This is a genomic window from Halomonas sp. 3F2F (genome assembly GCF_014897805.1).
In the GTDB taxonomy this organism is placed as follows: Bacteria; Pseudomonadota; Gammaproteobacteria; order Pseudomonadales; family Halomonadaceae; genus Vreelandella.
Genome location: NZ_JABUZE010000189.1, coordinates 165,727 through 178,008 on the forward strand (window position 1 = coordinate 165,727; position 12,282 = coordinate 178,008).

Annotated in this window: 12 protein-coding genes; 7 read left to right on the forward strand and 5 right to left on the reverse strand. The window is 54.1% G+C overall.

What is annotated here, in order from left to right; translation table 11 throughout:
- Window positions 1-75 precede the first annotated feature (75 nt).
- The 3 genes from INT21_RS20120 to dctP form a co-directional block, all read right to left on the reverse strand.
- Window positions 76-1,407 carry a TRAP transporter large permease gene (locus INT21_RS20120; RefSeq protein WP_038478243.1) on the reverse strand — a complete coding sequence of 444 codons (1,332 nt, stop codon included), beginning with the start codon at window positions 1,405-1,407 and terminating at the stop codon, window positions 76-78.
- A complete protein-coding gene (locus INT21_RS20125; RefSeq protein WP_038478240.1) occupies window positions 1,404-1,907 on the reverse strand; it encodes a TRAP transporter small permease subunit in 504 nt (167 codons plus the stop codon). The genes INT21_RS20120 and INT21_RS20125 overlap by 4 nt, the downstream gene beginning before the upstream one ends.
- Window positions 1,908-1,968: 61 nt before the next feature.
- Window positions 1,969-3,072: a TRAP transporter substrate-binding protein DctP gene (gene dctP / locus INT21_RS20130; RefSeq protein ID WP_193061874.1), complete on the reverse strand. Its 1,104-nt coding sequence runs from the start codon at window positions 3,070-3,072 to the stop codon at window positions 1,969-1,971.
- A 332-nt stretch (window positions 3,073-3,404) separates the two neighbouring features.
- Between dctP and INT21_RS20135 the strand changes: the two genes are divergently transcribed.
- The 3 genes from INT21_RS20135 to INT21_RS20145 all read left to right on the forward strand — a co-directional run bounded on the left by INT21_RS20135 (window position 3,405) and on the right by INT21_RS20145 (window position 7,559).
- Window positions 3,405-5,591 carry a GNAT family N-acetyltransferase gene (locus INT21_RS20135; RefSeq protein ID WP_193061875.1) on the forward strand — a complete coding sequence of 729 codons (2,187 nt, stop codon included), beginning with the start codon at window positions 3,405-3,407 and terminating at the stop codon, window positions 5,589-5,591.
- A 32-nt stretch (window positions 5,592-5,623) separates the two neighbouring features.
- Window positions 5,624-7,087 carry an aminoacyl-histidine dipeptidase gene (locus INT21_RS20140; RefSeq protein ID WP_193061876.1) on the forward strand — a complete coding sequence of 488 codons (1,464 nt, stop codon included), beginning with the start codon at window positions 5,624-5,626 and terminating at the stop codon, window positions 7,085-7,087.
- Window positions 7,088-7,355: 268 nt separating this feature from the next.
- Window positions 7,356-7,559, forward strand: a complete 204-nt coding sequence (locus INT21_RS20145; RefSeq protein WP_193085616.1) for a hypothetical protein — start codon at window positions 7,356-7,358, stop codon at window positions 7,557-7,559.
- Between the two features lie 422 nt (window positions 7,560-7,981).
- Here INT21_RS20145 and INT21_RS20150 read toward each other — a convergent pair whose 3' ends face one another.
- Window positions 7,982-8,458 carry a Dps family protein gene (locus INT21_RS20150; protein ID WP_009724882.1) on the reverse strand — a complete coding sequence of 159 codons (477 nt, stop codon included), beginning with the start codon at window positions 8,456-8,458 and terminating at the stop codon, window positions 7,982-7,984.
- Between the two features lie 282 nt (window positions 8,459-8,740).
- Window positions 8,741-9,871, reverse strand: a complete 1,131-nt coding sequence (locus INT21_RS20155) for a glycerate kinase (RefSeq protein ID WP_193061877.1) — start codon at window positions 9,869-9,871, stop codon at window positions 8,741-8,743.
- A gap of 134 nt (window positions 9,872-10,005) precedes the next feature.
- Here INT21_RS20155 and INT21_RS20160 point away from each other — a divergent pair, with 134 nt between their 5' ends.
- From INT21_RS20160 to INT21_RS20530, 4 genes are all read left to right on the forward strand, one after another.
- A complete protein-coding gene (locus tag INT21_RS20160) occupies window positions 10,006-10,584 on the forward strand; it encodes a hypothetical protein (protein ID WP_193061878.1) in 579 nt (192 codons plus the stop codon).
- Complete coding sequence (locus INT21_RS20165) at window positions 10,581-10,955, forward strand: hypothetical protein (RefSeq protein ID WP_193061879.1); 375 nt, start codon at window positions 10,581-10,583, stop codon at window positions 10,953-10,955. The genes INT21_RS20160 and INT21_RS20165 overlap by 4 nt, the downstream gene beginning before the upstream one ends.
- The gene (locus tag INT21_RS20170) at window positions 10,952-11,647 is read left to right on the forward strand and encodes a DUF1007 family protein (RefSeq protein WP_442311456.1); all 696 of its coding nucleotides are present in this window, start codon (window positions 10,952-10,954) and stop codon (window positions 11,645-11,647) included. Before INT21_RS20165 ends, INT21_RS20170 begins: the two co-directional genes overlap by 4 nt.
- Window positions 11,648-11,706: 59 nt before the next feature.
- Window positions 11,707-12,282: nickel/cobalt transporter (locus INT21_RS20530; RefSeq protein ID WP_446719056.1), on the forward strand; the 576-nt coding region annotated here is incomplete at its 3' end.

Below are 12,282 nucleotides of genomic sequence, written 5' to 3' on the forward strand. Positions count from 1 at the left end.
CCAACATTGTGGCTATCAAAAAAATCCCCCCGCAAGGCGGGGGGACGTTGTGCGTTTGGCATCAGTAGCTTGGTATCACTGGTAGCCCACCAGCACACTAGGTAGTCCCGTAATCAAACTAGGGAAAATAGCCATTAGTATGCAGGCGAAAAGGATGATGGCCACAAATGGCACGACGGCTTTATATAAGTCGACGATTTCGACCCCAGGTGGAGCCACCCCTTTCAAATAGAACAGCGCATAACCAAAGGGCGGCGTTAAGAAGGAGGTTTGTAACACCACCGCCACCATGACGACGAACCACAGTACATCCACGCCCATCTGCGAAATGATTGGCAGCATGATAGGGAAGCTAAGCAACACAATGCCAGTCCAATCAAGGAACATGCCGAGAATGAATACCAGGAACAGCATTAATAGCAGAGCACCAACGGTGCCGCCCGGCATGGCCAGTACAAAGTCACTGATCACGGTCATCCCGCCACCAATCGAGAATACCCCAGTGAATGCGGTGGCCCCGACGAGCACTAACATCACCATCGTCGTGGTTTTGCCAGCTTCAATCAGCGTGTTGTAACAGGTTGATAGTTTGCGGTCGCCGAAGATTAAAAACAGTAGGAAAGCAATAAAAACACCAATGGCGGATGCCTCAGTCGCTGTCGCCACACCGGTAAACAGTGCCCCTAGTACGCCGAGAATTAACGACATTGGTGGGACAACATACTTGCCCAGCATGATCAGTAGCTGTTTTGTGCTGACTTCAGCGCGCTCTTCTGCCGGAACTTTAGGGCCGTAGCTAGGTTTGAGCCAGCAGATTACCAGCACGTACAGGGCATACATCACTCCCAGTATCAGGCCGGGTACTAACGCGCCAGCAAAGAGTGCGCCTACGGAGACAGGCGAGTAGCTAGCCATCAAAATCAGCATAATGCTGGGGGGAATCAAAATGCCCAGACAGCCGCTAGCCATGATGACGCCAGCACTCAGCTCTTTGTTATAGCCATACTTAAGCATCGGCACTAAGGCAATCATGCCCATAACGGCAATCGACGCGCCGACAATGCCAGTGGTCGCTGCAAGTAAGACAGAGACAACCACCACGGTCAGCGCTAATCCACCGCGAAGGTTCGCCAGCAGCAAGCGCATGGCATCAAACATTTTTTCGGTGACGCCTGAGTCATTAAGGAAGCGCGCCATTAGAATAAACAGTGGTATCGCCACGAGTACATAGTTGTCCATGGCGTTGCCATAGACGTTGTTAATGATGATACCCAGGGTATTAATGCCCGGCCCTAAATAAGCGCCGATGACCGCCATGCCACCCAATACAAAAGCAAGCGGGTGACCCATAAACAGGCCAACTAAAAGGCCTCCAAACATCACCAGCGTCAGTAGTTCTGCACTCATGCGGACGTCTCCTCACGCAGCTGCATAATGGCGCGCAGAACGATAGCAATCGCCTGCAACAAGATAAGCACAGCAGCGACTACGATAACGCCTTTTACCGGATACACCGGGATTGAGACCATTCCGTAGGTCGTTTCGCCTCGACTGAATGAACGTTCGAAAAAGCGCCAGCCGTAGGTCAATAACAGCCAAATGAAGGGCACAAAGAATATCAAGTAGCCGAGCAGATCGAGTACGGCCTGCTTTTTACGTGATAGCAGGCGTTTAATAACGTCGACTTCCACGTGGGCATGGTGGCGCAACCCATAGGCGGCCATCAGCATAAAGTGAGCGCCGAACAGCATTTTGGTGACATCAAACGCCCAGTCGCTAGGGCGGCCAAAGAAGAAGCGCGACACAATGTCGTAAAGCACTATTAGAGTAATGATGGCAATTAACGGTGCAATGATGCGGCCCAGCAGCTCGTTAATTGCATCGATCGCCTTGGCAATCGCGTTCATGGAAGGTCTCCGCAGCTAAGCAATAACCGCCCCTGCAGCGCAGGGGCGGCACTTAAACGTCTTATAGGCAGGCTTCGATCTCTTCCAATGAGGGCAGGTTGTCCATCGTACGGCTCATGTTGAATGGCGCAGTAACATCACGCCATACAGCGTACTCTTGTAGATAGGTAATCATGGAGTGATAGACCTTCGCGTGGTCGGAGTTTTCACACGCGCCACGTACGATGACATCGTTGGTGATTTCCTGGATGCGCGCCAAGTCTTCTTCTGAGAATTGGTTAATGGTGACGCCCGCATCAATAAACTTCTGGGTCGCTTCGGTAGATTCACGCTCCGACCAGGAAAGTGACCAAGCCATGGTGGCTTCAGCAGCTATTTTTAGCTTAGTCTGGGTTTCTTCAGACAGGGCATCCCAAGCGTCTTTGTTAATCATAACGCCGAAAACGCTTGCCGACTGGTGCCAGCCAGGTGTCGCCCAGTAGTCAGCAACTTCAGCAAAACCCGCTTTAAAATCAACGCCTGGAGTCGAGAACTCACCGGCATCAATTACGCCGCGTTCAATCGCTTGATACACTTCACCACCAGCCAGGGTGACCTGTGAGCCGCCTAGCTCTTCGAGCACCCGGCCCTGATCGCGTCCCGATAGACGCAAACGCTTACCTTCAAGGTCTGCGATGCTCTCAATCGGTGTGCGGCCCATAAAGCCAGATTCGTTGTTGGTAATGCCGTAGGGCAAATACACCATGTTGTACTGGCCGTAGATTTCTTGATAGAGCTCAAAACCGCCCCATTGTTGAATCCAGTTCAAGTAATCCACGCCGTTAAACAGACTGGTAGTGGTGGCCAGAGGAGAGAATGCTGGATTCAAGCCGGCCCAGTAGCCTGGCCAATCGCCAGAGGCTTGGATAGCGCCGGTTTCGGTAGCGTCGAACACTTCAGTGCCAGGCATGAGCGTGCCGCCTGCACGGAAGTTAATTTGTACTTCGTCACCTGCAAGCTGGTTGACAAGCTCTGCCCAGTGCTGATCAACCTTAATCAGGTCAAGGTTTTCGGGCCAGGTAGTCGTCATTGTCCACTGTTCCTGCGCTTGAGCAGTGGAGGTGAGAGCGGCGAAAGCGACACCAGCGGCGAGGCTGGTTAGTGCGAATTTAGTGATCTTTTTCATTGTATGTTTCCTGGTACTTTGGCGGTTGGCGTTATTAGTGTTTATTACCTGAAAGCAGGAAAGTGCAGTGAGTGTGGCTTACGTTTACGTAAAGTAAACAGCGCTAGGCTGCCTCGCTAAGCTAGCACACTCCCCCCGCTGCAGCGCAATATCAGTAACTCAAGGAATTTAACGTCGTAGCAGAAGTTTTGTTGGGAAATTTAGCTCATTAAAAACAATTATTTGTATATTTTTTAGTAACTTTCTTAACCTTATGGTTAGTTCTAAGAGCGTTGAAAATTACGCGAATCTACAACCAAAGTTGTAAGCAAAACACAAGCTCAGGAGTTGCTATGAGATCAGGCTGCCGCGTTGACAAACCCAACGCTGCCATTAAGCAGGTATCAGCCTTGGTTCATCATGCCATCCGCTTGCAGCGCCGCAGTTGGAGGGCGCTAGTATGGCTATATGGGCCGCCTGATAAGGCCCGCCAGCAGGCGCAGCTGTTGTGGGATGCACAAACGTGGCAGGCACCGCTGTGGGTGGGCGCTGAGCATGAGACGCCAGTGGCGCCGTGTTTACCAGCCGGTAAAGCTCGTACACGGTTAGGTGCGGAGCATCAGCTAATCGTCCTAGACGCTAGTGGTACCCAAGGGTTAGATCCAGATGCGCTCGGCGCATTAGCAGGTACCGTGAGTGCTGGTGGGTTATTGGTCATTATCACGCCAGAAAATTGGGGCGAACAGCCTGATCCTGATTATGCCCGCTTTGCCGATTATCCGTGGCGTTGGGATTCGCTGAGTGCTCATTACCTTAAGCGGTTAGCGTTTCAGTTGACGGGTGAGAGCACTATTGTTCGCTGGGAGGTAGACGGTAGCCTCACGCTGCCCAGGCTGTCTATTCGAGACTCGCGTGCGGCTCCGTTTGACGACGCAGACTGTTTGACGGCTGACCAGGCTCGTGCAGTGAATGCGCTAGTAAAACTAAAGCGCCGCCGGCCATTGGTTATTACCGCGGATCGTGGGCGGGGTAAAAGCGCTGCATTGGGGATTGCTTGTGCTCGCCTGCTACAAAAAAGCGTGACGCAACTGGTGGTGACGGCACCTCGACTCAGTTCAGTGGAAAGCTTGTTTGCGCGCGTAGTAGCGCTATGTCCGGAAGGCCAACGCCTCAGCTCAGCGCGGTTTGAACTGCCGAGCGGCAGCTCACTGTGTTTTCTTGCACCTGATGCGCTTAACGAACAGGTTGATCAGGCAAGACTCGGCGGTAGCGGCAGCTATTTACTCGTCGACGAGGCAGCGGCCATTCCTGCGGCAATGTTAGCCCACTGGCTTGCTGCTTTTCCACGTATCGCGTTTGCAACCACCGTGCATGGCTATGAAGGCTCAGGGCGCGGTTTTGCACTACGCTTTCGCGAGGTGCTCAATCGAACAGCTCCTCAATGGCGAGAGTTACCGTTAGATACCCCTGTTCGCTGGTCAGTGGGAGATCCTTTAGAAGCGACTATCCAAGCGTTGCTACTGCTCAACGCTCCGTTACCTGAGGCACACGCCAGTACTCATTGCCAGAATGCCTCTATGCTGTTGACTCAGGCCCAGTTAGCCAAGCAGCGTGAGTTGTTAGCGAAGCTGTTTGGCTTGCTGGTGCAGTCCCACTATCGCACCACGCCTAGTGACTTACGCCAGCTGTTAGATGGCCCTGGTACCGCCATTCGCACAATCATCGCATCACAAGAACCCCAGGCCGTTTTGGTGACCCGTGAAGAGGGTGGCTTTAATGCTGCACTTGCTGAGCAAGTGGCGCGTGGTGAGCGACGCCCTCAAGGCCATCTGCTGGCCCAATCGTTGGCGGCTCACAGTGGTAGCCGTGAGGCGTTAACCTCTCGCTGGCGGCGAGTAGCGCGCATTGCTACTCATCCAGAGCGGCGGCGTGAAGGGTTAGGACGCCGGCTGTTAGAAGAGGATATAGCTAACGCTCATCAGCAGGGTATCGCGCTTTACGGAGCTACCTTTGGTGCCGAAGCATCGTTGCTACGTTTTTGGCTGGCACTCGGGTTTGCGCCTGTTCGTTTAGGCATCACCCGAGAAGCGGCTACCGGCGAGTACGCCATTATGGTGGCGCGCGCGCTGACCAGCGAAGGGCAAGCCGTGCTGGCGTCGCTGGGTGATACCTTTGCGGCCTCATTGATAACGCTATTGGCCTTTGAATTAGCGACACTGCCCGCGCCGATCGTCGCGTTACTGTTGCCGTCCTTGCCTCGTTTGCCGCTTAGCACCGCTGAGCTTCAGGCGGTGGACGATGTGGCGTATGCGCACCGCGACCCTGCCTTGGCAAGGACGGCGCTTCAGGCGCTGGCCAGAGAGGCTAGCCATTGGCCGTTAGGGCAAGAGGCGCACATCGCCCACCAGCAGTTGGTTACCTGGGCCTTCCAAAACCAGCCGTTAGCAAAGGCGCACGGTGAGTCAGTGCGGCTGGTTCGTCGCGCGACTCAACAAATTATTGAACAGCGCACGCTTTTCCCCAGTAGCCCGGAGGGGTAAAGTAAACTGGTTATCGATAATGAAGAGTTTCCATGAACGCACATCTAGAAGCCCTCGAGCCACGTTTAGTGTGGCAGCACTTTCGCACACTATGTAATACGCCGCGTCCCTCTGGTCATGAGGCCGCGCTGGTGGCGACGTTGGAGGCCTGGGCCGATTCCCAGGGGCTACCCCACGACCGTGATGAGTTTGGCAACTTGCGCATTTGTAAGCCAGCCACGCCCGGCTGTGAAAGCGCGCCAGGCATCGTGCTGCAGGGCCATCTAGATATGGTGGCGCAAGCTAACGCAGGCCATGACCACGATTTTACCCGCGATCCTATTCAGACGTATGAAAAAGACGGTTGGCTATTCGCTGATGGCACCACATTGGGTGCTGATAATGGCCTTGGTGTCGCCGCTATTCTGGCCGTATTGGAAGACCCTGCGCTTACGCATGGCCCGTTAGAAGCACTGTTTACGCTAGAGGAAGAGACCTCTATGGGGGGCGCGCTCAATCTTGCTGAAAATTGGCTGGAAGGGGCATTGCTGCTCAATTTAGACAGTGAAGATCGTGGCCAAGTTTATATCGGCTGCGCGGGAGGCGCTGATGTCGTAGTGAATGCGCAGCTCCCCAGCACGGCGATGCAAGACCATGAGCAGGTGATTTCGCTGGCGCTGACGGGGCTAAAAGGCGGCCACTCGGGGATGGATATTGATAAACCCCTGGGCAATGCGAACCGTCTGCTAGTCCGCGTGCTGTGGGCATTGGAATCCTTTGGTGCGCGACTGGTTAATTACCATGGCGGCACACTGCGTAATGCCATCCCTCGCGAAGCGTTTGCGCAAATTGCTCTGCCTGCTGATGAGCTGGACGCCGCGCTGGCGATGGTGAAAACGCTTGCTGGTACGCTAAAAGCTGAATTGGGCAGTGGCGATAGCAATATGACGCTTACTGCTGAGCGCGTGGAGCTGGCTGACGCTGAACCACTAACGCGGGACGCCAGTGCGATGCTGCTGGCTGCGCTGCATGCGGCCCCCTGTGGGGTCGAACGCATGAGTGCTGATGTACCGGGGGTAGTGGAAACTTCGAACAATTTAGGTGTATTAAACGTCGAAAACGGACGTTTCCATCTTTGTGCACTGGTGCGTTCACTGCATGATAGTGCCACTGACGCGATGGCGGGACGTTTTCAGGCGCTATTTGGCCTGATGGGCGCCAGAGTGAAAGTGGAAAATGGCTATCCAGGCTGGGTGCCTAATCCACAAAGCCCCTTGCTTGCTACCTTTAACGCTCGGCATGCTGCATTAATGGGCCGTGAACCCGAGGTCAAGGTGATTCATGCCGGCCTTGAATGCGGCATCCTGGGAAGTAAATACCCACAGTTAGACATGATTTCGTTTGGTCCGCTGATTCGCGGTGCGCATTCGCCAGCCGAGCGAGTGGAAATTGCCTCGGTGGCGGAGTTCTGGGAGATGCTACGCGATTTCATTGAAACCTTGGCGAACTCTCGTTAGACAAATCGCCATAAAAAACGGCACCGTTAATTGGTGTAATGCCAGTCAGTTAAGGCTGACTGGCATTTACTCCCCTAGCCCCATATAGCAAAGCGGCCACCTCCCAAGGCGTGCATCGCACGTCATTCCCGAGTCACTGCACCGTCATTCCCGAGTGGGGTTATCGGGAATCCACCTTGACCTTAGCCTGCAGCAGCCCGAAATCCCAGGTCAACATGGATTCCCGCTAAGGGCATGCGGGAATGACGAGGTGGCAGGACCTGCGGGAATGACAGAACGGAAAGTGTCATTCCCGAGTCGCCGCACCGTCATTCCCGAGTGGGGTTATCGGGAATCCACCTTGACCACCTCCCAAAGCGTGCACCGCACGTCATTCCCAAGTCACCGCACTTTCATTCCCGAGTCACCGCACCGTCATTCCCGAGTCACCGCACCGTCATTCCCGAGTGGGGTTATCGGGAATCCACCTTGACCTTGGCCTGCAGCAGCCCGAAACCCCTGGTCAACATGGATTCCCGCTAAGGGCATGCGGGAATGACGAAGTGGCGGGGCATGCGAGAATGACGCGGGCGGCTCGGAAGACTGGGGTCGAGTCATCGTCAGGCATTTATTAAACAAAAAACCCAGTCCATCGGCTAATACCAGTCATTTAAGGCTGACTGGCATTACCCCCTAGCTCCATATGGCAAAGCGGCCACCTCCCAAAGCGTGCACCGCGCGTCATTCCTGAGTCACCACACCGTCATTCCCAAGTCACCGCACCGTCATTCCCGAGTCACCGTCATCGTCAGGCACTTATTAAACAATGCCAGTCAGCCTTAACTGACTGGTATTACCGTTAATTGGTGCCGTTTTCGATAGTGCCTCCCTCCCGTCAGCGAGGTAAGCCTCGTATTATTTGCTCAGGTAAGCGTTGAGCATCCATACGGTTTTTTCCTGCTCGCGAATATAGTCGCCGGCTTGTGCTGCGGTACCTTCATCGTCAGCGTCCGACGCAATTGCCAGCAATTCCCGCTGTAATTCAATCAGTGTTTGATAACCTGTGAGTACGCCTTTCACGCAGGTTTGACCATCATGAACGTCTTTATCTTCTTCAATGCGCGAAATCTTCACATAGTCGCTATACGCATGAATAGGCTTGTGGCCTAACGTCAAAATACGCTCTGCCACTTCATCTACTTTGGTAAGTAAGTCGGTATAAAACTCTTCAAATTTTGCGTGTAGCTCAAAGAAGTCGCTACCTCGAACGTTCCAGTGGTAGCCACGAACGTTCATATAGAAAATCTGATAATTGGCCAGCAGGTGATTAAGTTTCTCGGCGAGTTGGCTTGCGCTGCCTTCGTGTAAGCCAATGCTATTTGTATCACTCATGTAGTGCTCCTCCATGGTTGCAACCGCTCTGAAAACAGTACGGTCATCAAATCGTTCGATTTAGCTTAAGACGCTTAGCAAGCGTTGCAAAACAAGTTTTTTGCATCGCGGCAATAGCGTCATACCATTACCTTGGCGGTGAGCTGGCGACGGCTGACTCATCGCTTACGCAACATAGTACAGGTCTGATATACCGTCGAATGTATGCCTAATAAAAGAGATGTAGGCGCCTAGGGTGTTTTTCAAGGGGCATATTTTTCACGCGTTGGCTGGCTGACCCGTTTATCGAGCGAGCCAAAGCCTTGCAATGCTCTCACAGCGGTCAGCGAGTAGCTCTGCGGTGCGTGGTAAAGCATCTTCAAGTGTCATCGGGCCGTCGGCAAGGGCAAACGCAGCGGTAACGCCTTCTTCTAGGCAGGCCTGCCACCCTTCACCCAGGCTACCGGCCAGTACGATGACCGGCTTGCCGTGGCGTTTGGCGGTACGGGAAACGCCAATAGGCGTTTTACCCGAAAGGCTTTGGCCATCTAGGCGACCTTCTCCGGTAATCACTACGTCAATATCAGGAAGCAGGCTGGGTAGCTTGGCCTGCTGCATCATTATCTCAATGCCGGGCGTGAGGGTGGCGTTCAGAAAGCTGCGAGCGGCAAACCCCATACCACCCGCAGCCCCCGCGCCGGCTAATTCTTTTTCATCGCGACCCAGCACCTGGGCGCTTAGCTCGGCAAAGTGGCCAATAGCGCGATCAAGCGTGGCAATATCGTCAGGTGATGCGCCTTTTTGTGGACCAAAAACAGCGCTCGCCCCACGTGATCCTAGTAGCGGGTTATCTACATCCACGGCGGCTTCAACTTCTAAGCTGTTTAAACGAGGGTCTAGCGTGGAAAGGTCTAGCGTTGCAAGCTGCTGGAGTGCTGCGCCACCGGGGGGGAGCGAGTTACCGTGCTTATCTAATAACTTGGCTCCCAGTGCTTGGAGCATGCCTGCGCCTGCGTCGTTGGTGGCACTGCCACCTAAAAAAAGCAGCGCCTTCGTGGCACCAGCATCAAGCGCCGCATGAAATAACTCCCCGACGCCGTAAGTGGTGGTATGTAGGGCATTACGTTGTTGAGGGGATAGATGCTGCAGCCCACTGGCTTCTGCTAGTTCGATAAACGCGGTACGCTGCTCGCTAAGCCAGCCCCAGGATGCTTGACGCGGCCGCCCCAAGGCATCTTGTACCGTAAGTTGACGTCGCTCGGCATGGGTGGCGGCAATCAGCGCATCCAAGCTGCCTTCGCCGCCGTCAGCAAGCGGACAAAGGTGGATCGTGGCGGTTGGCGCAGCCCGCTGAATACCATCGGCCATGGCGCTTGCTGCTTGTTCAGCGCTAAGCGCATCTTTAAAACTATCGGGGCAAAGCAGAACATTCATCGCACAACCTCCCTAACGCGTTGTCATAATTGTTTATCGTGGTTTTTTATCATTTATCTTAATGAATGGCTGCTGGCGAGCTTAGCGCGGCGTTCGATGACACACCAGCCGCATCTGAGGCGAGAGGATCACCCATGAAGGCAATACTACCGATTAGCATGACGTGCTTATTGATACTGACAGGCTGCCAAGCAGTGCCAGAGCGTCTTCCTCAAGCAGAGCCAGCGCCTTCTGCAGCCTGCTACTTTCCCTCTGGGCCGTCTGGCCAAACGGCATCGCCATTGGAGGTGGTGACGCAAAGTATTGACGTATTGGAAGCATGGGGGTTTGAGCTTGAAGCGACCGACACCGATTTAGGTTTGGTGACCGCTAGTCGACAGCGAGATTTGATTGGCTACTACGACCCTTATGATAACGACTTTGGGTATGGGCGAAACATGCGGGTATTTGGTGGCTTTGGTTTGGGGCGTGGTGGTTCCAGCATTGGTCTGGGGATTGGTAGTGGATTTGGAGGCGGTTTCCGCCATCAACCTGTTGAAATAGAGCGGGTGTCGCTACTGGCACGCGATGGTCATATTCGGCTTTCCCGAGATATTCGGCGCTTTGACCACTTAGGGGATCTGCGTGAATCTTACAGCGCTAGCAATGATGATTTTTGTCAACGTTTCCAAACTGCGTTTGAGCAAACGGTAGCTACCCCGAGGGCGTTATGAAATCACTACGTAAGCACTTTTTAACGGCCACCGCAGTTCTCATGATCATTATGCTGGCAGGCTGTGCCTCTACGCAGCCACTAGAGCCGCGAGAACTACGTTACAACGCTTCCCCAGAGCAAACGTTCCGCGAAGCCATTGAGTTAATGATGGAGCAAGGCTATGTCGTTCGGCACGCTGATTTAGCGCTAGGGCGCGCAGATGCAACGTTAGCCCGTTGGCCAGAGTATCGCTTGCAACTGCAGGTAAGTGAGGTGCCTGGTGGCAGCCGTGTCAGCCTGTCGGCGTTGCGTGGGAATCAGCCGCTGCCACCGTATGTATTAGATCCCTGGCTGGTTGAGCTGCAACATAAATTAGGAGAGTTGCCGTGACAGGCGTATTCCCCCTGCTAGGTAACTCACTGAATAAACTCCGCAGTTACTGGGTAGTGCTGGCAATAGGCGTTTGTAGCACGCTAAACAGTAGCCTTGTGTTGGCCCACCCCCATGGATGGATTGATCTCAGCGTGAGGGTGATAACAAACGATGAGGGGGTCGCAACAGGGCTTCATCAAACATGGCGAATGGACCCCTTTTACAGTTTGGTGGTGTTCGAAGAGTTACAGCAGGTTCAAGGCAGCAACTTGCAAGAGGGACTTGACCAGCTAGGCAGCGACATCCGCGATAACCTGTCGCAGCAGCACTACTTTACGGAGGTTCGTGTGAATGGCGAACCGCAAGCGCTGGGTGAAGTGTCTGAATACACGGCGTTGGAGCGCAATGGTCGCTTAACCTTTATGTTTGTTCTGCCGTTAGCAACGCCTCAGCCATTGGCCGGGCGAATACTGGAGTATCAGGTCTTTGACCCAACCTACTATATCGAAGTGGTGCACGAAGAAGAGGACGGGGCACCCTCTGAGCAGGCGCTGATTCTCTATGGTGAGCCCGACTGCCGTTTAAGCGTGCTACCTGCTGACCCTGATCCCGAGCTCGTTATGCAAGCAGCGCTGTTAGATGTGGATGAAACGGGAGAGTCAGGATTGGGCCGCCATTTTGCAGAAACGGGGCGGATTGAATGCGACTAGCGGAAAACCTGGAAGGTCGTGTATAAAGTGTTACTTTATAACTTTCCGGCGGAGGGGCAATGCCTTTAACGCGGCAACAACTGTTATGGGGAGCGCTTACCGTGTCGGGGGCGCTGCTGTTGGTCTTCATCGTACAGGCTAATTTGCAGGGGGTAAGCCTTCAATTGCTGGCTTGGCAGCGAGATTTACATCGCACCCTGACGCTTGCTATTACCGAACTCTCTCGTACGCCTTCTAGCAACACTTGGCTAACGCTGCTAGGGGTAAGTTTTGCTTATGGCGTTTTTCATGCCGCGGGGCCTGGGCATGGCAAAGCGGTATTAGCGACGTATTTAGCGTCTCACGGTGGGGCCACCCGTCGCGCCTTGGGGCTCTCTTTTGCGGCAGCTCTGCTGCAGGGGGGAACGGCGATTGCCATGGTGGCAGTGCTCGTACATGGGCTAGGCTGGGTGACCCGTCAGGCGATGGGCAGCGTGGTTTGGGTAGAGCAAGCCAGCTTTATATTAGTGGCACTGTTAGGTGGTTGGTTATGCTGGCGGGCGATAAAACAATTGCGTCACGCTTACTCAGTCCGCGCTAGTGATGCTGCTGGCCACAGCCACAGCCACAGCCACAGCCACAGCCACAGCCACAGC

Excerpts from the sequence above, each read along its gene's own strand:
- INT21_RS20150 (WP_009724882.1), bottom strand. The coding sequence starts at position 8,458 with ATGAGTGATACAAATAGCATTGGCTTACACGAAGGCAGCGCAAGCCAA.
- INT21_RS20155 (WP_193061877.1), bottom strand. The coding sequence starts at position 9,871 with ATGAATGTTCTGCTTTGCCCCGATAGTTTTAAAGATGCGCTTAGCGCT.
- INT21_RS20125 (WP_038478240.1), bottom strand. The coding sequence starts at position 1,907 with ATGAACGCGATTGCCAAGGCGATCGATGCAATTAACGAGCTGCTGGGC.
- INT21_RS20140 (WP_193061876.1), top strand. The coding sequence starts at position 5,624 with ATGAACGCACATCTAGAAGCCCTCGAGCCACGTTTAGTGTGGCAGCAC.
- INT21_RS20145 (WP_193085616.1), top strand. The coding sequence starts at position 7,356 with ATGACAGAACGGAAAGTGTCATTCCCGAGTCGCCGCACCGTCATTCCC.
- INT21_RS20135 (WP_193061875.1), top strand. The coding sequence starts at position 3,405 with ATGAGATCAGGCTGCCGCGTTGACAAACCCAACGCTGCCATTAAGCAG.
- INT21_RS20160 (WP_193061878.1), top strand. The coding sequence starts at position 10,006 with ATGAAGGCAATACTACCGATTAGCATGACGTGCTTATTGATACTGACA.
- INT21_RS20165 (WP_193061879.1), top strand. The coding sequence starts at position 10,581 with ATGAAATCACTACGTAAGCACTTTTTAACGGCCACCGCAGTTCTCATG.
- INT21_RS20120 (WP_038478243.1), bottom strand. The coding sequence starts at position 1,407 with ATGAGTGCAGAACTACTGACGCTGGTGATGTTTGGAGGCCTTTTAGTT.
- dctP (WP_193061874.1), bottom strand. The coding sequence starts at position 3,072 with ATGAAAAAGATCACTAAATTCGCACTAACCAGCCTCGCCGCTGGTGTC.